Annotated in this window: 14 protein-coding genes; 7 read left to right on the top strand and 7 right to left on the bottom strand. The window is 60.7% G+C overall.

The features are described 5' to 3' along the window. Positions 1-28: 28 nt before the first annotated feature. Positions 29-1,012: a hypothetical protein gene (locus QMG80_RS02210; RefSeq protein ID WP_085771332.1), complete on the top strand. Its 984-nt coding sequence runs from the start codon at positions 29-31 to the stop codon at positions 1,010-1,012. Between the two features lie 53 nt (positions 1,013-1,065). Here QMG80_RS02210 and QMG80_RS02205 read toward each other — a convergent pair whose 3' ends face one another. Together QMG80_RS02205 and QMG80_RS02200 are read right to left on the bottom strand one after the other, a co-directional pair. Further along, complete coding sequence (locus tag QMG80_RS02205; protein ID WP_085771331.1) at positions 1,066-2,487, bottom strand: oligosaccharide flippase family protein; 1,422 nt, start codon at positions 2,485-2,487, stop codon at positions 1,066-1,068. 213 nt (positions 2,488-2,700) lie between these two features. Beyond that, positions 2,701-3,504, bottom strand: coding sequence for a CDP-diacylglycerol diphosphatase (locus QMG80_RS02200; RefSeq protein ID WP_158658691.1), 804 nt, complete (start codon positions 3,502-3,504; stop codon positions 2,701-2,703). A 272-nt stretch (positions 3,505-3,776) separates the two neighbouring features. On the opposite strand from QMG80_RS02200, the gene acnA reads away from it, so the two are divergent. Both acnA and QMG80_RS02190 read left to right on the top strand, forming a co-directional pair. Next, on the top strand, positions 3,777-6,500 hold the full coding sequence (gene acnA / locus QMG80_RS02195) for an aconitate hydratase AcnA (RefSeq protein WP_085771329.1): 2,724 nt from the start codon (positions 3,777-3,779) through the stop codon (positions 6,498-6,500). 426 nt (positions 6,501-6,926) lie between these two features. Beyond that, on the top strand, positions 6,927-7,559 hold the full coding sequence (locus QMG80_RS02190) for a response regulator transcription factor (protein WP_085771328.1): 633 nt from the start codon (positions 6,927-6,929) through the stop codon (positions 7,557-7,559). On the opposite strand, the gene QMG80_RS02185 is transcribed toward QMG80_RS02190, so the two are convergent. The 4 genes from QMG80_RS02185 to QMG80_RS02170 form a co-directional block, all read right to left on the bottom strand. After that, entirely contained in the window at positions 7,539-9,545 is a 2,007-nt protein-coding gene (locus tag QMG80_RS02185; protein WP_158658690.1) for a PAS domain-containing sensor histidine kinase, read from the bottom strand. The two genes, QMG80_RS02190 and QMG80_RS02185, sit on opposite strands and share 21 nt — an antisense overlap. A 273-nt stretch (positions 9,546-9,818) precedes the next feature. Further along, positions 9,819-10,217 (bottom strand): phasin family protein, encoded by a 399-nt coding sequence (locus QMG80_RS02180; RefSeq protein ID WP_158658689.1) that lies wholly within the window; start codon positions 10,215-10,217, stop codon positions 9,819-9,821. Between the two features lie 320 nt (positions 10,218-10,537). Beyond that, positions 10,538-10,798, bottom strand: coding sequence for a hypothetical protein (locus QMG80_RS02175; protein WP_245300167.1), 261 nt, complete (start codon positions 10,796-10,798; stop codon positions 10,538-10,540). A 16-nt stretch (positions 10,799-10,814) separates the two neighbouring features. Next, complete coding sequence (locus tag QMG80_RS02170; RefSeq protein ID WP_158658688.1) at positions 10,815-11,006, bottom strand: hypothetical protein; 192 nt, start codon at positions 11,004-11,006, stop codon at positions 10,815-10,817. 132 nt (positions 11,007-11,138) lie between these two features. Here QMG80_RS02170 and QMG80_RS21645 point away from each other — a divergent pair, with 132 nt between their 5' ends. From QMG80_RS21645 to QMG80_RS02150, 4 genes are all read left to right on the top strand, one after another. Then, positions 11,139-11,507: a zinc-finger domain-containing protein gene (locus QMG80_RS21645; protein WP_085771324.1), complete on the top strand. Its 369-nt coding sequence runs from the start codon at positions 11,139-11,141 to the stop codon at positions 11,505-11,507. A gap of 80 nt (positions 11,508-11,587) precedes the next feature. Then, positions 11,588-12,343, top strand: a complete 756-nt coding sequence (locus tag QMG80_RS02160) for an SCO family protein (RefSeq protein WP_158658687.1) — start codon at positions 11,588-11,590, stop codon at positions 12,341-12,343. A 278-nt stretch (positions 12,344-12,621) separates the two neighbouring features. Next, entirely contained in the window at positions 12,622-13,365 is a 744-nt protein-coding gene (gene otsB, locus QMG80_RS02155) for a trehalose-phosphatase (protein ID WP_085771322.1), read from the top strand. Beyond that, positions 13,362-15,140 carry a glycoside hydrolase family 15 protein gene (locus QMG80_RS02150; RefSeq protein WP_245300165.1) on the top strand — a complete coding sequence of 593 codons (1,779 nt, stop codon included), beginning with the start codon at positions 13,362-13,364 and terminating at the stop codon, positions 15,138-15,140. Before otsB ends, QMG80_RS02150 begins: the two co-directional genes overlap by 4 nt. Before the next feature lie 25 nt (positions 15,141-15,165). On the opposite strand, the gene QMG80_RS02145 is transcribed toward QMG80_RS02150, so the two are convergent. After that, positions 15,166-18,846, bottom strand: a complete 3,681-nt coding sequence (locus tag QMG80_RS02145) for a chemotaxis protein CheB (protein ID WP_085771320.1) — start codon at positions 18,844-18,846, stop codon at positions 15,166-15,168. Between the last annotated feature and the right edge of the window lie 17 nt (positions 18,847-18,863).

Genomic DNA, 18,863 nt, shown 5'->3' with positions numbered 1-18,863 from the left:
CTTCACAACTCGAGATGGGGGGATACGAATGCCGAACACGAACTTTGAGAATTTGTACCCTTTTCGTATTCTCGTATCCATAACTTTTCACTATAGGGCCGCGCGTCTCGAATATTTATTTGGAGTCATTCGCGCTCTATCGGAATACCCCGTCGAAGTTCTGGACATTGTTGTGGTCACGAACGTGGACAATGAAGAGAAATTGACGGGCATGAGAGCCTTGTGCGAGCCGCTTCTTGAGCCGATTCCCTCCGGTCAACCTTCAAAGAAGACACTCTCTTTCAAGAGTTTTACCCAACTCTCCAACCCTTGGTTTTTGCCATGGGCGCATAAATCGATTATTTCTGAGACTTTTATGTCCAAAGATTCAACTTATACGCATTTCATCTATCTTGAGGACGACATCGTATTGTCTATGGATAATTTTCTATATTTTGTGGGTTTCAGAGAGAAGTTGGCAGGATATGGTTTAATACCATCATTCCAGCGCATTGAGTATAATAATGCAGATGACCATCTTTATCTTCTCGATCAGGTAGGGGTTAGCGCTTTTGAAGGCCGGCAGCGTGTCGAAATTGACAACTATACTTTTGTTAATCTAGACTACCCCCATATGGCGATGTTTATATTGGATCGCGCGCTCGCTACCGAATATGTGAGCAGTTCATCCTTCGATCGTCAACGCAGCGTGGCGATTCGACCCGATTGGGGGATCGCCGAGAGAGCCTCCATGTCTCTTTGCTTCGAGAACACGCCTGCGGGCTTCGCGCACCGTTATGTTTCTCCGGTGAATCCCGTTACGAGGACAACGCCGCGTTGGAGCTGGGTTTATCACATTGCCAATAATTATTCGAAGAACGAATTCACGCCTTTCGCAAAAACGCGGACAGATCAATTATTTGCGAGCGATGAAAGCGTGGCGGCATGGAAGCCGCCATCGATGTTCAAGAGGTTTTTGTCGCGGGCAAAAAGCGGCAAGTTCTACGTTCCGCCATCACAGAACCTTGAATAGAGCCGCATGAGCTGAGCAGCTGGATCACGCTGTGTTTGAGGGGAAGCGCCGCTCTAAACTTCCCGCGTCTGAAACGCTTCGCTCAGCAATTTTGGAAGCGCAAGTCCTGCCCAGATAAGGTAACCCAAAAAGAAGCAAGCCAGTATCCCAACGCGCTTAAGAGGTTGCCCATCCATTGGGAGCAAGATTCCGATCGCCCCGAGGATCGCGACAAGGGAACAGCCGAAGGTCCAAAGGAAATGACGGCGCGCGGCCAGAAAGCCGTCCCGCGTGACATGCAGGGCGGCGACCAGGCTGGCGACTTCGCCCCCGAGACGTCCGACAAGCGGCGAGAGCAGCGTCGGAAAAATCCAGCAAAGAACCATGCTGGCCGCCACTCCCGAAAAGCCGGCGAAGTTCGTGAGCGCCAGAGCGGCGGTTCGCCCTTCATGCAAAAGCAAGCCGTTGAAAGGCTCCATGCGCACAATTCTGAAAAACGCGTTCAGCGTCAGCAGCGCCAGCGCCCAATCGTCGACGACGAAAGTCTGCCCAAAGACGAGGCGGATGGCGGGATTCAAGCCGATCAGCGATGCGCAAGCATAGATCCCAGCCAGGATAGGCACCGTCGTCGCATAGGCCCGCAACCTTGCGGCCAGCTGACCGGTCTCGACCTTGGCGTTGTGCAAGGCGGCAAGGCCGAAGGTTCCCACCACCTTGAAGAGGATGCCGATCGGGAGCGTGGCGGCGAGCATCGAGACGGAGTAGACGCCGAGCGTCGGGAGGCCGAGCAGCGCGCCGACGATGAGGCGGTCGCCTTGGCTTACCGCGGCTAACCCTATGCCGTTGAACATGAGCGGATAGCCGAATTTCCAGGCGCGTCGGAAATAAGGCGTACGAAAATTGATCTTGAAGGGCTGGGTGGCCAGCCGATGGCTCATCACGGTGGTGAGCAGGCTTTGAGTGAACAGCGAGGCGAGCAGCGCGTTATGGTCGCGCCAGATGACCGCGACAACGATCAACGTCACCAGGCTGCCGAGGTGCGACACGAGACTGACTTTGAACTGGCCGTCGTAACGATAGTCGCGTTCCGCCACGCGCGTCTCGAGATGCTCCAGCGAGCGCACCAGGGAAATAAGGCCCATGAAGGCGAAAGCCTCCCAATCCTGATCGCGCCCGAAGACATGCGCCAAGGCTGGCGCTCCGAGTAGCATGATCATCGCGAGCGCGCAGCCTCGAAGCAGTCCGAGGGCGTGAGCGCCGGCGAGCGCCTCCGCAAAATCCTCGCGGGAGGAACAGAAGACGAACCGATAAATGGCTAAGTCCGTGATCTGCTCAAGCGAAGCGGAGACGGCTGAAAGTGCGGAAGCGAAGCCTAGCTCCTCGAGGCTCAGAAGGTGCGAGAAGAAGATCATCCGCACCAGAGGCGTTCCGAGGTCGAGAGCGCCAATCGAAAACAAATGTAAACCTTTGACAAGACCGGATCGCAGGGGCGCCATTCAGGTAGGCCTCATCTAATGCTGTCCCAATTTCGCTTGGGCGCCTGGTCCAATTTGTTGTCTTTCAAAGAAACCCGATTGCGTCAAGCGCGCCGGCCGCAAGCATTTCCGCATTTCGGCAAATCCAACTGGTCGGCGCAGCAAGGATTCCTGCTCCTCAGCCCGGCTTGGATCGCGCCGCTCCGGCGGAATGCTTGCACGGCGACCGCAGCCTCAGCCCCGCTCGGCCCGGCACTGATGATCCAGCAACTCCTCCGCAGACCCGCCCGCCCCCTGCTCGAGCAGCGCGAACCCACGTTCGCCCTGGGCGCCCGTCACACCCGCGACGGCGATGGTCTGGAGGCCCATGCTTGACCGGGCGCCGGGGATCTCCTCGGCGACGATCTTGAAAGGGCTACGCTCGAGCCCCGTTTCAGGAAGACGCTTGGCGCGGTAGCGCCCCCAAGGCCTCAGATCGAGCGTCGACCAACGCTGCGTTGAAAGCTTCGCGCCCGCCAGCGCCTTCTTCAACCGTGCGTCGAGACAATCGACATGGATGTGCATCTGATCCTGCGTTCGGGCGTGGCGCGAATTGATCGCCATGCCGATGTCGTCCCAGCCCAGCGGCCGCGGGGCGGCCGAGGCGACCCGTTCGCGCTCATCCCAAGCGTAAGCCCAAAAATTGGGGGCGTCCTCACGCAGCAGACTTGGGCTCTCTATCCCTTCCAACCGGTCCGTCGGCACGATGATGATGCGCGTCGCGTCGCCGGGGGCGCGGATCACGACGAAGCCGCGTTTGTCGTCGACCGCAAGGCAGGGAAGCGGAAGCCCGAGCGTCGCGTGCATGGGGAGGCAGAGCTTATGCACGACCTGCCAGAGCGCGCCGCGGTCAGAGAGGTCGAGGGCTTTGGCCCCCCAAGGCGGCGCCAGGGCGCTCGCCCCGAGGCCGGCGGCGAGCAGGAGCCTGGAGGCGATGCGCGCCAGGAGGGGCCGGGCCGGCGCGCCGACCGGAGCCGGGACGGAAATACTTGTCTTCAAGGGCGTTTCAATTCCTTGCTCCTGCGACGCAGCGCGACCATAGCGGATCGACCTCTGCAGAAAAACCAAATTCCCCGGCCCAGGCGACACCGCAGCCCCCTTGGTTCTCCGAAAGGCCCGCGCCTCGATCGCGCGAAAAACCGGTCTCCGCTTTTTCGCATCGCGCTCTAGCGAAAGCTCCTTTCCGCCTGGGTCGGGAAACGCCTTGTGTTTGCCATGGAATTTCCTAGAAAGAGCCCGCGCCCCCACTTTTCGCTGAAGGATCCGCCGGCATGGCTTCTCTCGACAGTTTCAAGGCCAGGAAAAAACTCGCCGTCGGAACCAAGACCTATGACTATTATTCGCTGGCCGTCGCCGAAAAGAACGGGCTGAAAGACGTCGCGCGCCTTCCCTATTCCCTCAAGAGCCTGCTCGAGAACTTGCTGCGCAACGAGGACGGCCGCGCCGTCACGAAGGAGACGATCCAGGCCTTTGCGGGCTGGCTCACGCACAAGGGCAAGACGGAGGTCGAGATCGCCTTCCGCCCGGCGCGCGTCTTGATGCAGGATTTCACCGGCGTTCCGGCCGTCGTCGATCTGGCCGCCATGCGTGACGCTTTCGTCGCGCTGGGCGGCGATCCGCAGAAAATCAATCCGCTCGCCCCCGTCGATCTCGTCATCGACCACTCGGTCATCGTCGATCAATTCGGCACGGCGCGCGCGCTGAAGGCCAATGTCGCGCTCGAATATGAGCGCAATGGCGAGCGCTATCGTTTCTTGAAGTGGGGCCAGGAAGCCTTCGACAATTTCCGCGTCGTGCCTCCCGGCGCGGGCATCTGCCATCAGGTCAATCTCGAATATCTTGCCCAGACGGTTTGGACGAAGAAAGAGCGCGTCAAGCACAAGGGTAAGACCGAGACGATCGAATGGGCCTATCCCGACACGCTCGTCGGCACCGATTCCCATACGACCATGGTCAATGGCCTCGCCGTGCTCGGCTGGGGCGTCGGCGGCATCGAGGCGGAGGCGGCCATGCTCGGCCAACCCCAGACGATGCTCGCGCCGGAAGTCGTCGGCTTCAAGCTCGAGAATGAGCCGCGCGAGGGCGTGACCGCGACCGACATCGTGCTGACGGTCACGCAAATACTGCGCAAGAAGGGCGTCGTCGGCAAGTTCGTCGAGTTTTTCGGCGATGGGTTGGCGCATCTCTCGCTCGCCGACCGTGCGACCATCGCCAATATGGCGCCCGAGTATGGCGCGACCTGCGGCTTCTTCCCCGTCGATGAGGTCACGCTCGCCTATCTCAAAGCCTCAGGCCGGTCGGCGGCGCGGGTCGCGCTCGTCGAGGCCTACGCCAAGGCGCAGGGGATGTTCCGCACGGCGCAGGCGCCGGAGCCGGAATTCACGGATGTGGTGACGCTCGACCTCTCCAGCGTCGTTCCCTCGCTCGCCGGGCCGAAGCGCCCCGAGGGACGGGTCGCGCTCGAAGACATGAAGTCGACTTTTCTCTCGGCGCTGGAAGGCGAATATAGAAAGCCCGGCGGCGTCGAAGCGCGCCATGCCGTCGAAGACGAAGCGTTCACGCTCGGTCATGGCGACGTGGTCATCGCCGCGATCACCTCCTGCACCAACACCTCCAATCCTGGCGTGCTTGTGGGCGCGGGCCTTCTGGCGCGCAATGCTGTCGCGCGCGGCTTGAAGGTAAAGCCCTGGGTCAAGACTTCACTGGCGCCGGGAAGCCAAGTCGTCGCCGCCTATCTCGAGAAAGCGGGCCTGCAGAAGCCGCTCGACAAGCTCGGCTTCAATCTCGTCGGCTTTGGCTGCACGACCTGCATCGGCAACTCCGGGCCGCTGCCGGCGCCCGTCTCCAAGACCATTCAGGCGCATGATCTCGTCGCGGCGTCGGTGCTCTCCGGCAATCGCAATTTCGAGGGCCGTGTGAATGCCGATGTGCAGGCGAATTATCTCGCCTCGCCGCCGCTCGTCGTCGCCTTCGCGCTCGCTGGCACGGTGGCGATCGATCTTTCGAGCGAGCCCTTGGGCAGCGACAAGAAGGGCAAGCCAGTTTATCTCCGCGACATTTGGCCGAGCAATGCGGAGATCGAGGAGGTCATCGCCAAAAATGTGACCCGCGGCATGTTTCGCGACGCCTATGGCGAAGTCTTCGACGGCGACTCCCACTGGAAGAAGCTCAAGACGCCGAAAGGCGAGACTTACGGCTGGGACGCCCAATCGACCTATGTGCGCAATCCCCCTTATTTCACGGGGCTGACGAAGGAGCCGAAGTCCGTTAGCGACATCCTCGAGGCGCGAATCCTCGCGCTGTTTGGCGATAAGATCACGACCGACCATATTTCGCCGGCGGGCTCGATCAAGGCGGCGTCTCCCGCCGGCAAATGGTTGCAGAGCCAAGGCGTCGAGCCCAAGGACTTCAACCAATATGGGACGCGCCGAGGCAATCACGAAGTGATGATGCGCGGCGCCTTCGCCAACATCCGCATCAAGAACTTTATGTTGAGCGACGCCGCCGGCAACGCGCCGGAGGGCGGAAACACCAAGCATTTCCCGGATGGCGAGACCCTGTCGATTTACGACGCCGCCATGAAATACAAGGCGGAAGGCGCGCCGCTCGTCATCTTCGCCGGCGCCGAATATGGCAATGGCTCGTCCCGCGACTGGGCGGCGAAAGGCACGGCGCTGCTTGGCGTCCGCGCCGTCATCGCGCAAAGCTTCGAGCGCATCCACCGCTCCAACCTCGTGGGCATGGGCGTGCTGCCGCTGACCTTCGAGCCGGGAACGACATGGCAGTCGCTGGGGCTCTCGGGCGCGGAGCAGGTGACGATCGAGGGCTTAGGAGCGAGTCTTACGCCCCGACAAATCCTCGTCGCGAAGATCGTCTATGCTGACGGCAAGCGGCGCGAGGCGCCGTTGCTCGCGCGCATCGATACGCTGGACGAGTTGGAGTATTTCCGAAACGGCGGGATTTTGCCTTACGTTTTGCGGAGCTTGCTTAGCTGAGCAGAGCCGCGCTTTGGCGCGGCTTAGGCGCTGAGTCGCTTTTGACGTCGCGGGAGTGAAATACGGCGAAGTTTCAAGGGGCGGAGCGCGCGGATGCTCGTCGGGCTGAGGGTTGCCGTCAGTCACACGACGGCGCGCATCGAAAATGCTGCGTCGAGCCCCGCCTTCTCCTTTTGATTTAGATCAACTTGCCGAGAATTTCCGTCGATTCGGCCCGCGTTTAGGTTTTCGGTCGAAGGATCAGGCGGGCGGCGCCTCGTGTTGCGATGACTGAGCCTGACGACCCGATGGCCGAACGGCTTCTCCGCGCTCCGGCGGCAGAAACTGGATCAGCCAGCTCTCGCTGCTATTTGTTGGTGCGCTTCCGAGCATTTGTTACATTGCGTTCGCGGCGGCGACCGCGCTGATTGTAATTGGGGACCTCCAATGGGCCGCGTCCGGAATATTTACATCGTTGATGACGATCCAAGCGTCACCGAGGCCTTGGGGCTGTTCCTGACGACGGAAGGATTTTCGGTGCGTCGGCATGCTTCGGCGCGTTCGCTTCTCGAGTCTTTGAAAGAAGAGGAGAGTGGTTGCGTCGTCACCGACATGAGGATGCCCGAGATGACGGGCCTTGAACTCATTCAAGCTATGAAAGCGCAAGGCGTTTCGATGCCGGTCATTCTTGTCACCGCCTACGCTGATGTTCCGCTGGCGGTACAAGCGATGAAGCTCGGCGCGGTGGAGCTGTTGGAAAAGCCGTTCGATTATGAGGCGTTGCTCAGAACCATCCGCGAGGCGCTGCAGCAAACGCACGCCGACGAGGAGCGCAGAGCAAAAACACAATCGATCCTCAAGAGATTTGCAACGCTGACGAAACGCGAGAAGGAGGTGCTCGCGGGATTGCTCAAGGGACGTTCGAACAAGCTCATCGCGCATGATCTTGGCATCAGCATGCGGACCGTCGAGGTTCATCGTGGAACGCTGATGATGAAAATGGACGCGAAGAGTCTGCCGGAACTGGTGCAGCTCGCCCTGGTCGTGCCGCCCGAGGAGCTATCGGGAGCTCCGGACTAAGCCGGTTTGCTGGGCCGCTATCCTCTCGCAGTTCTCGGTGTCGAGAAGCGGAAGCGCAAAGGAAACGATCGTCCCACAATCCAAGCTGGGCTTAGACCATATACTTCCGTGGTGCGCCTCGATAATCGCGCGGGAGATGGACAAGCCGATGCCCATGCCGCCGGCTTTTGTCGTGGTGAAGGGCTCAAATAGGCTATCTCTCAGCTCCGGAGAGACGCCCTGTCCCTTATCTGAGACGTCAACTCGAATCTGTTGATCGTCGCAGGAGGTTGCGATGATCAGCTCGCTTTTCGCAGACGTCGCCATGGCCTGCATGGCGTTGCGAATGAGATTCACGAGGACGAGCGCCAGCTGCACCTTGTCCGCAAGCACCTCGTCTCTTGCAGCGTTCAGTTGAAGCTTAACCTTAGATTTATCATCCGCGACGACGCCAGAGTCCGCCAACGCCTGTCGGATCAGGTCGTGAAGATGGGCCGGGAGCAGGTTTGTTTCGCCATGGGAGATAAATTCTCGCAGCCGCGAGATGATTCTCCCTGCCCGTGTGACTTCCCCCGCGGTCTTCTCCAGGGTTTCGGCGACGACTTCAGCCGCACGCCCCGTCGAGCCTGAAGAGAGCATACGCCTTGCCGCCGCCGCATAGGCGCCGGCGGCCGTCAGCGGTTGCGTAATTTCATGCGCGAAGCCCGCAGCCATGCTTTTCATCAGATCGAAGCGATGGATGTGAAGTTTCTGAAGCTCCGCCTCGGCCCGTTTGCGGTCAGAGATGTCGAGCGCCAGAGCAACGCCTTTCGCGCCCGCGCCGTCGAGAGTGGAGACGGCGGTCAAAACGGGGAGCCGTTCTCCATTCTGGCGAATATATTCTTGTTCAAACGGCTCTTTGGTCGCGCCGCTCGCTCTGACCTCCGCCATCGCGGCTTGTTCACGGGGAAGGAACTCGGGGGGCGTGATCTTGATCCAGTCGATGCGACCGTCGCTCAGGTCCTCCCGGCTGTAGCCCAGCATCTCCAGAAATTTGTCGTTGGCTTCCGTGATCGAGCCGTCGACATTCCAGCACATGACTCCAACTAATCCCGAATCGTAAAAAACGCGCAAGCGCCGCTCGCTCTCCTTCAGCTGGTCAGCGAGTTGAGCCTTTTCATGCAACAGCCCTTCGACCCCTTTTTCGTGCGTGATGTCGCGGCTCACGCCGATCAGGCGAGCGGGCTTGCCTTCCACGAATAGGGCCTGCGCCTGCGAACCGACCCACCGCTCTGCATTATCGTCGACGCGGCGAATGCGATATTGCGCGAAATAGCGACCGCCGTGCATGGGATCGAGCGCGGCGCGGAATGCCTCCGTCGCGGCGGATCTATCTTGGGCCACCACCGCGTCGAAAAGGGCGTCGCGCGTCACGAGCGTGTCGGATGCAAATCCGAAGATCTCGCGCATCTGCGGGCACGCGTCGAAGACGTTTCCCTCCGTGTCGAAGTCCCACGCGCCGATCGCCCCCGCGGACATTGCAAGACGGAGGCGTTCATTGACGATTCGAAACCGATCTTCGACGTCGGCGCGCTCCTCGGCGGAGTCCGTGCGTGACATCGCGTTGCGGAGCGCTTCGCTGGCGCCCGAAATGACTGCTGCGCCGGCGAGAAAAATAGGGAGCTCGATCCAGTCGCCTGTCTGCGTCACGGGAAAGAGCCAGAGCTGCGCGACGGCCGCGCAAAGCAGAGCGGCGACGAGGCCCGACACGGAGCCGCCCAAGAGCGCGCCGCCCATGACGACGGGATAGAATGTCAAATAGGCGATGCGATTCCCCACAAAATCCTGAATCGCAAGACGGAAAGCCAAGCCGAGGACAGCGGCGCCGACGCCGATCGCAAGGCGCTGAAAGAGCGATTGCACGGGGGAGGGAGCGATCGATGTCGCCGCGACCGAAGGACGGCGCGTGCTATTCGGCGCAGAGAAAATCTGCTCGAAAATTCGCCGAGCCTCGTAAGGATAAGGCATCGAAAGATCTCCGCCAGAGCCGCCCGGCTGGAGAATGACCTCGCCCGGGGTCGCTTGACAAGCCAATCCCGCGAGCCGGCTCGATGCGGCGCCGGTTTACGAAGTTTCTACCGCGCCAGGTTCTACCCCTCAATGAAAGCCGTCGCGCGCTCAAGCCGCGCGCCGGTCTCGACCATCCTCGTGGTCTTGAGCGGGCCGCCGTTAGCGCCGGCCCACCTCGTCGCATCTTTGTTTCGATGGCGCCGAACCCGACCGCGGCGTCACAGCGACGCTTCAGATCGAATTCGCCGCGACTGTGTCTTGCTTGCGCGACGCAGCCGGCTTCAAGGGGTTCACCGGCGCCTCCTCCAACGGACGCGCGTTGAAACCTGCCTTGGCCACGCGCATCGTCTGGTTCGCCATATCGGCGTAGATGCTGCCGATCTTGGTCACTTCCGTGGTGAAATCATCAAAAGCCGTCCTGGCGAAATCGGAGTTGAGCTGGATGATCTCGTCGAGCTTGCGCGCCCGCGAGAGTTTTTCGCCAAGCGCAATAATGTTCGCGACGCTCTTCTGCGAATAGCCTGTCGCCTCGGTGGTGATGGCCCAGAAACCTTGAGTCGCCGATGTCGCAGCCGCCGTGACCGCCTCGAACTGAGTGAGGCCGGCGTTCCCGATTTGTTGAGGACTCATGAACATCAAACATCCTTTCTGGTGTGGCCGTTGTCGCGCCAAGCAAGCATCACGGAGAAGCGTAGTTCGAACGCTCAAGGTCGTGCCTGCCTCGCAGATATACGCGCTCGGTAAATAAGCCTTAGGATGTCAGCAGGGTCAATTGGGTATTTATTCGTACGCATCGACATTACATTATTGTACGTCTACCCAGGCGCGGATGAAATCTCGGCGAAAGTGGCTGCGAGCCTCTGTGAGCCGGCCAGCATCCTGACAGGGTTTGCTACGGGCGCGCTTTCACGCTTTCACCCGAGTTCCTGATCAGAGGGACGCAGGAGTGCTCACTCGAATCTGGATTCGGGATAGTCGGACAAAAACTGTCGTAGCACGAGGAGCAAGTCCGAAGCCTGCGCGGGCAGGCCGAGATCGAGCCATATGCCGATATCGGCGACGATCATTCTTCGCACGATTTTCGGACCTCGCCAGAGGCTCAGGAGATAGCTCGAAAGCAGCGCGCGATGCCGGGCCGACGGCTGGGTTCCCAAGTTCATCTCGTCGGGCGCGAGCCGCGTGAAGGTTGCGCACTCTTTGATGCTGCTCATCGCCCAGACTCCCGTTTCACGACGACGCCAGAATTCCACCAGCCGTGACGTGATAGCTCGTCCGCCGATCTTTTTGAATTGTGATGAACTCGTATTGCAATGCAGCAGCGTCGAAACCGATAACTCGCGCAACGCTTGCCAAACGGAAGAGGATTTCCAGATAAAAGGGCTGGCCAAAGGAGGGATAGGCCAGGCGCATATGCGCCACGGACGCCGTGCTCCTCGATATTGATGTGAGCTTTTTCTCTTAGGCGTTCCCCTTCGCGATTGGACTTGCCGAGGATCTCGAGGCTGGAGACGCGCAAGTCGATCGGCTCTCGAGCTGAAGTGGAGGCCGCTCATGGAATGCTACCGCCCGCTGCATGTCCATAATCAAGCCGGAGCCGCAAGCGTGCGCATCGGCGTCAAGGAGCTCATGTGCATTGGCGCGTTGCCGCCTTTCGATCATCCGCACGTTTTCATCGACCTGGGCGAGGCCGACGAGGCGCGGTGCCCCTATTGCGCGACGCTGTTCCTGTTCGATGCGCGGTTGGGGAAGACTTGCGATCCCTCGGCCTGCGCTTACACGCCGGAGCTCGAGGCGATTTACGAGGCGGCGGAGCCGTTCCGCGAGACCGGGATGACGCAACACGCCGTCGTCGACCCGCCGCGCCCGGTCGCGCAGCCGGCGGAAAGGAGCGCGCCTTCGCCGGGCTGCGCCGCGCGATGAGCCTACAGCCGGCGCAACCCGCGCGTCGGGGAAGGCGAGCGAGGCCTTCGCTCCCAATCGGCCTGGCGCTGGTCCTGTCCTTGCTCGCAGTTCCGGCGCTCGCCCACGGAGTCTCGTCGGCGGAACTCGACGGAATTGCCTATCGGCAAGCGCCCGGCGCGCGGCTTCCGCTCGAGATCACGCTACGCGACGAAAATGGCGCTCCCCTCCGCCTCGTCGAGCTTTTCGACGGCCCGCCGCTCATCCTGATCTTAGGCTATTTTCACTGTCCGAAGCTTTGCAGCGTGGCGCGCGCCACGCTTCTCTCGGTGCTGCGCGACGGCGGATTGACGGCAGGCGCCGATTACACCTTCGCCGCGATCAGCATCGATCCCTCGGAGGACGCGACTGCAGCCGCTGGGGCCAAGGCGGCGGATCTTGCGCATTTCGGCCCGCCTGGCGCGGAACGGCATTGGCGGTTCTTGACGGGCGAGGAGACGGCGCTGCGGCGGCTCAAAACCGCCGTCGGCTTCGATGACCGCTTCGATGAACGGCGAAAAGCTTTCGCCCATCCCCTCGGGGTCGTGTTCGTCACGCCCAAAGGCGTTGTTTCCGGTTATCTCCTTGACCTCGGCTATAACGCTGAGGACATACGCCGAGCGACCGCGCGCGCCGCGTCGGGCGAAATCGTCCCACCCGTCTCCCCCATTCTGTTGTTGTGCTTTGATTTCGATTCGACGACGGGCCATTATAGTTTCGCGATTGTGAAAGCCCTGCGGTGGGGAGCGGCCGCGACGCTGGGCTTGCTCGGCCTATTGGCGTTTCGCGCTTTGCAAAAGGACATGCGGCGAGTCTGAGCCCTCGACCGGCTCAACAGGGTAGAGTCGCTTCATCCTTTGCTCGCCGCCTATAAATGAGCGCTCTCTCTCGCTCATCGAGCAGTTGTTTCTGACGCCGACCGCAAAGCCAATCCCGATAGGTCAGTCGGTGGTTGGAATAGTTTTTCATTGAAACAATAGGCGGATGCGCCAATATCCTCTTAAGTCGGAAACGCGGCGAGAGCTTAGGCTCTCATTTTTCGCATTATTGCGAAAGGGCCACGCGACGCGATGGCTGAAATCTGGGAAATGGAGTCATGCTCCCTTCGATCGACGCTCTCAAGACACATGCGATATTCCTGGACCTCGACGGCACGCTCGTAGAGATCGCCGAGCACCCAGACGCCGTGCGCGTGCACCCCACCACGCTGCGGTTGCTCGAGGCGCTCAATGACGAGTCCAGTGGCGCCCTGGCGGTGATTTCAGGACGCGAGCTTTCTGCGATCGACCGCTTGCTGCATCCGTTGAAATTGCCCGCTGCAGGAGTACATGGCCTCGAGCGCCGAGACGCCTCGGGCGTGCTGCACACCGCGCCATCCGCGCAGGCGCCGCCCATCAGCTTCGTCTTCGAGAAAATCTTGGGCGATGAGACCGGGGTCGTCATCGAAAGGAAGCCGGGCGGAGTTGCGGTGCACTATCGATTGCGGCCTGATCTCGAGCGCCGCTGCTGCCAGATCGTGAAGGAGATTGTCGGACAACGGAAAGATCTTCGTTTGATTCATGGGAAAATGGTGTTCGAGATTCTCCAAAAGGGCGCCGACAAAGGAAGCGTGATCAACGCCTTCCTTGGAGAGCCTCCCTTCCAAGGGCGGGTTCCGATCTTCGCCGGAGACGACGTCACGGATGAAGCGGGCTTCGCTGCCGTCAACAGTCATGGAGGCATCTCGATAAAGGTCGGCGGGCAGGAAACAGACGCTCGATTTCGCGCCAAAAATGTCCAGGAGTTGGAGGCTTGGTTGCGAGACCTCATCGAGAATGCGCGTGGGGAGCAGACGCCTTGATAGAACTTGGAGTGATCGGGAATTGCAGCTTTGCCGCGCTCCTCGATCGTGACGCCAAAGTCGTTTGGTGCTGTGTGCCCCGTTTCGACGGAGACCCTGTCTTTCACAGCCTTCTCGGCGCGCCGAAAGGCGCGGAGGGCTCGGGCGTGTTCGCGATTGAACTCGAAGACCACGTTCGCAGCGAGCAGGCCTATGACGGCAATACGCCGATCCTCCAGACGATCTTGCACGGCAAGAACGGCTCGGTGCAAATCAGGGATTTCGCCCCGCGGTTCTGGTGGCGCGATCGACTCTTTTTCCCGCAAACCATCGTGCGTCGGCTCACGCCGGTTTCGGGGAGCCCCCGCATTCGCATTCTCCTGCGCCCGCGCTTCGACTACGGCGCGACGCCGCCGACGCTCACGACGGGCTCTCACCACATTCGTTATGTCGGGCCGAACATGACCTTGCGCCTAACGACCAACGCGCCCGTCGACTATGTGCGCGATGAAACCTTGTTCAATCTTCATGGGCCGATTGATCTGGTCCTCGGCGTCGACGAGACCTTGAGCTCGGGCGTCACGCAAACAGCGCAGGACTTCGAGACGCGCACGCGCGACTATTGGCGCCACTGGGCGCATCGACTGGCGACTCCCATGGAATGGCAGGACGCCGTCATCAGAGCCGCAATCACGCTTAAATTATGCACCTATGAGCAGACAGGAGCGATCGTCGCCGCACTGACGACGAGCATTCCCGAGGCGCCGCACACGCAGAGGAATTGGGACTACCGCTACTGCTGGATTCGCGACGCCTACTTTGTCGTTCGCGCGCTCAACAGGCTTGCGTCGATGCGCAAGATGGAGAACTATTTCCGCTGGCTCATGAACATCGTCGCTTCCGTCAATGATGACGACATTCACCCCGTCTATGGAGTCGGACTCGAGGCGGAGCTTCCCGAGAGGATCGTGGAGTCCTTGCCCGGCTACTGCGGGATGGGCCCCGTTCGCGTGGGCAATCAAGCCTATGAGCATTTTCAACACGACAGCTATGGCAATGTCATTCTCGGCGTCACGCAGGCGTTCCTGGATCGACGTCTGATGTCGCCGCCGACGCGGGTGGATTTTCTCCGTCTCGAGGCGATGGGGCGCAAAGCGCTCGCTCTTTATGACAAGCCCGACGCGGGCATGTGGGAGCTGCGTACGCGCGCGCGCGTTCACACCAGCTCCAGCGTCATGTGCTGGGCGGCGCTGGACCGGCTGGCTATCATCGCGGATCACGTCGGCGAGCCGGAGCGGGCGGGGGCTTGGAGAGAGAAGGCCAATCAGGTCAGGCGGGTCATTCTCGAGCGGTCCTGGTCTGAAAAACGAGAGGCCTTCGTCGAGTCTTTCGAGGGCGAGTATCTCGATGCGAGCGCTCTCTTGATGATCGAAGTGGGGTTTATCGACGCCAATGATTCGCGCATGGCCTCGACTGTTAAGCAAATCGAGAAGACTCTGGCTCGCGGTCCGCACCTCATGCGCTATGAAGCCCCCGATGACTTCGGCGCGCCGACGACGGCCTTCAACAGCTGTTCGTTCTGGCGGATCGACGCCCTGGCTCGCATGGGTCGGACCGAGGAGGCGCGGGAGCATTTCAACCAGCTTCTCGCCTGCCGCAGCGCTCTTGGGATGATGTCGGAAGATTGCGATCTTCACACTGGCGAATCCTGGGGCAATTATCCGCAGACCTATTCAATGGTCGGAATCATCAATTGCGCGATGCGGCTGTCGCGCGCCTGGGAGAAGGCGACATAGAGCAGATTCCGCCATCGCGCCCTCGTCAAAGGTCTGCAAGTTCCGGCGTCTGGCCTTCAACGTGGCTTGTTTCCACGAGCGGAAGGGTGAAGCTAAACTTGGCGCCGCCGCTCTCGGCGGCGCTCGCCCATATTTTCCCCTGATGCGCCTCTATGATCGATCGCGAAATCGACAGGCCGACCCCGAGTCCACTGGCTTTGGTCGATGCGAACGGCTCGAAAAAATCCGCATCGACCGACTTTGAAAGCCCCACGCCCGTGTCGATCACGTCGATTTGCAGCGTTTGGTTCTTCAACATCGTCGTGATCGTCAATTTGCGGATCCGGGTGGCGCTCATCGCCTCGCAGGCGTTGCGTATCAAATTGACCAGGACCTGCTGAATCTGCACCTTGTCCGCCAGAACGCAATCCTGGGCGGCGTCCAGATTCAATATCAAGTCCACTTTGTGCTCCTTCATCAGAGGACCGGTGAGCTCGCTCGTCTGACGGATGATTGCATGCAAGCTCTGCGTGATCTTCTCGGGATCGCCGCGCGAGATGAAGTCATGCAAGTGACTGACGATCCGCCCGGCGCGAAGCATCTGCGCGGCGGCTTGCTCCAAAGCCCCGCTAATCGAGGGCGGGCGTTCCGGCCAGCGCTCCAGCAGGCGCAGCGCAGCCTGCATATAATTGGCGGCCGCCGAGAGCGGCTGATTGAGCTCATGCGCGAGCGCCGTCGCCATCTCGGCCATGGAGGTGAGGCGATCGCCATGCAGTCGTCGTAGCCGAACCTCGAGGATGCGCTTCTCGCTGAGATCGCGAAGAAAGCCGATGAACAAGCGCTCGTCGTGGTGGCGGATCTCAGAGACGCGCAGTTCGGCGGGGAATTTGCTTCCGTCCTTGCGCGCCGCCTCGACCTCCCGACCGAAACCGATGATCTTCGCGACGCCGGTTTGAAGATAGTTTTGAATATAGCGGCCATGCTCCGTCCGATGCGGCTCGGACATGAGCTTGCCGACGCTCGCTCCAAGAAGTTCCTCGGGTGTGTAGCCGAACATCTCGCCAGTCGACTTATTTACGGCCCGAATGACGCCGTGTTCGTCGATTGTGACGATCGAGTCGGCGACGCCGTCGATGATGGCGCGAATGCGCGCCTCGCCATCGCGCAAGGCTTCTTCGGCGTGGCGCCGCTCACTGATGTCCACGAAAGTGACGACGATCCCGTCGATTCGGTTCTCGACGGTGCGGTAGGGCCGCAATCGCATGAGGTAGCAGGCGCCGTCGCGGCAGCACACCTCGCGCTCGCGCGACATGAGAGTCTTCAAAACCTCCGTGGCGTCAGAGGGGAAGGCCTCGCAATTCAAGCTGTTCGTGAAGTCCGTGATCGAGCGCCCCTCATCGCCGCTTGCAATATTGAAGAGATCCGCGACTCGCGGCGTGAAGCGCTTTATGCGAAGCTGGTTGTCGAGAAAGAGGATTCCGACGTCCGTCGCCGCCATCAGATTTTGAATGTCGCTGTGAGCGCGCGAGATGCTGTCGAGCTTCGATTTCAGCTCGCTGTTGACGGTCTGCAGCTCCTCATTGATCGATTGCAATTCCTCTTTGCTGGTCTCGAGCTCCTCGGCAGTCGAACGATATTCCTCATTGACCGATTGCAGCTCCTCGTTGGCGGCGCGGAGCTCTTCGTTGGCGCCCTCATATTCTTCCCTGGACGTGCGAAGCTGCGACAGGGCGAAGCCGAGCTCCTGCTGAAGCGCGCGAATTTGTTCTTCTGGCGCGGGCCCCTCGTGTCCGATCGTCTTGTCCGTTTCGTCCGCGAGCGCTTCGCCCTCGAAGAAGAAAACAATTGCGGTGCGAGCGGCGCGCGCGTTCTCGTGGACAACAGGCTTCACTTGCAGATACACGCGTTGCTGCGCGCCGTTGAAACGCACGGCGATCGGCGGGCTGAGACTGGCCTCCCCGCGCGAGAAGACTCTATGCAGAGCGGTTCGCAGGTCGAATCGCAATTCCTCGCGCGCAAGCTCGGTGATGTCGTTTGCGAGCGCGCCTGCGGAAGGTTGCAGATAGCGTCCTGCCGACTCCGAGAGGTGAATGACTCGAAAGGCTTCGTCGACGATCGCGCTCGGCGGCGCGGTGCGCTCGAGCGACTCGCGATGCGCGCTTGCGTCGTTCCGAGGCGTAGCGGCGAAGGACGAGCGTGGCGGGAGTGGTCCCGAGGCGGCGCCGGCCGCGAGCGTCTGAACCACGCGCGCGCCGCATGCCGGCGTGGGCGCGCGCTGGAAAATGCGCGCGTCGCGATCGACGATGCGGAACAAGCCGCTGGAGCCGTCGACCCATTCGGACGCGCCGAGAAGGAGATAACCACCGGGCGACAATGCAAAATGAAATGTGAGATAGGCTTGCCGTTGAAGATCGCGGTCGAGGTAGATGAGCAAATTTCGGCACGAGATGAGATCGAGCCGGGAGAAGGGCGGGTCACGGAGCAGGCTGTGCTTCGAGAACAAGACGATGTCGCGCAGCTCTTGCTGCACGCGATAGTAGTCGTTTTCCCTGGTGAAAAAGCGCCGCAACCGCTCGTCGCTCAAGTCGGCCCCAATTGCGAGCGGGTAACGACCTTCTCGCGCGAAGGCGAGCGCGGCCTCGTCGATGTCGGACGCGAACAGCTGAATTTCTAGATGGGCGCCGCGACGATCGCGCTCCTCCATCAGGAGGATGGCCATCGAATAGGCTTCCTCGCCCGTTGCGCAGCCGGAAATCCACACGCGCACCGCGTCGGCGGCGCCTTTCTCGTCGAATAGTCGCGGGATGAAGGACTCTGCCAAGATCTTGAAAACGGCGTTGTCGCGGAAGAATGTGGTCACCGAAATCAGAAGATCGGCGAAAAGGGCCTGAGTCTCTTCCGCGCTTCCGCGGAGGATCGAGAGATAAGCTGCGAGCGTCGGCGCGCGCTGCATTTGCATCCTGCGCGCGAGGCGACGCAGTATCATCGACTTCTTGTATTTTGAAAAATCATGTCCGGTGCGAACGTAAATATGGGAGAGGATGCGCTGCATCGTCTCCTCATCGTTTTCCGTCGGTTGCGTTGCGGCAATCGGATCGCTCAGGGCGATCATCTCGGGCAGCCGCTGAGCGATCTCGCGCACAGGAAGCACGAGATCGACGACGCCAGTCGCGATGGCGCTGCTGGGCATCGACCCATATTCGGCCTCTTGTGGATCCTGGACGAGGATGATCCCGCCGGCCTCCTTGATCGCCTTGACGCCGACTGTTCCATCCGAGCCGGCGCCCGACAATATGATCGCGAGCTTGTCGCCGTGCTGAGCGGCAAGCGATCTGAAAAACAGGTCGATGGGCGCGCGCCGGCTGGGCGGCTCGATGAATTCGACCGTCGAAAGATGTTGCTCGGCGATGAGAAGCTGTCGATTGGGCGGAGTGACGTAGACATGCCGAGGCTCGAGCCGCACGCGATCCGTTACTTGGCTCACGGGCAGCTTCGTGTGCGCCGCGATTATGTTCGATAATTCGCTCTGACGCTTGGGATCGAGATGGACGATGACGACAAAGGCGGCGAGGACATCCTCCGGCAGGTTATCGAAGAATTCCTGCAAGGCCTGGACGCCGCCGGCCGACGCGCCAATCCCAACCGTTGGAAAACGACTGTCTGGCTGGTCGCCGTCGCTCGGGTCGGGTCCTGAAGGCGCTTGATCTTGGGCGCTCTTGGAGGCCATTTGCTGCCTGGGGCGCT

The sequence above is a fragment of the Methylocystis bryophila genome, assembly GCF_027925445.1.
Classification (GTDB): Bacteria; Pseudomonadota; Alphaproteobacteria; order Rhizobiales; family Beijerinckiaceae; genus Methylocystis; species Methylocystis bryophila.
The sequence above is the reverse complement of the archived record's forward strand: the minus strand, read 5'-3'. Positions and strand labels throughout refer to the sequence as shown.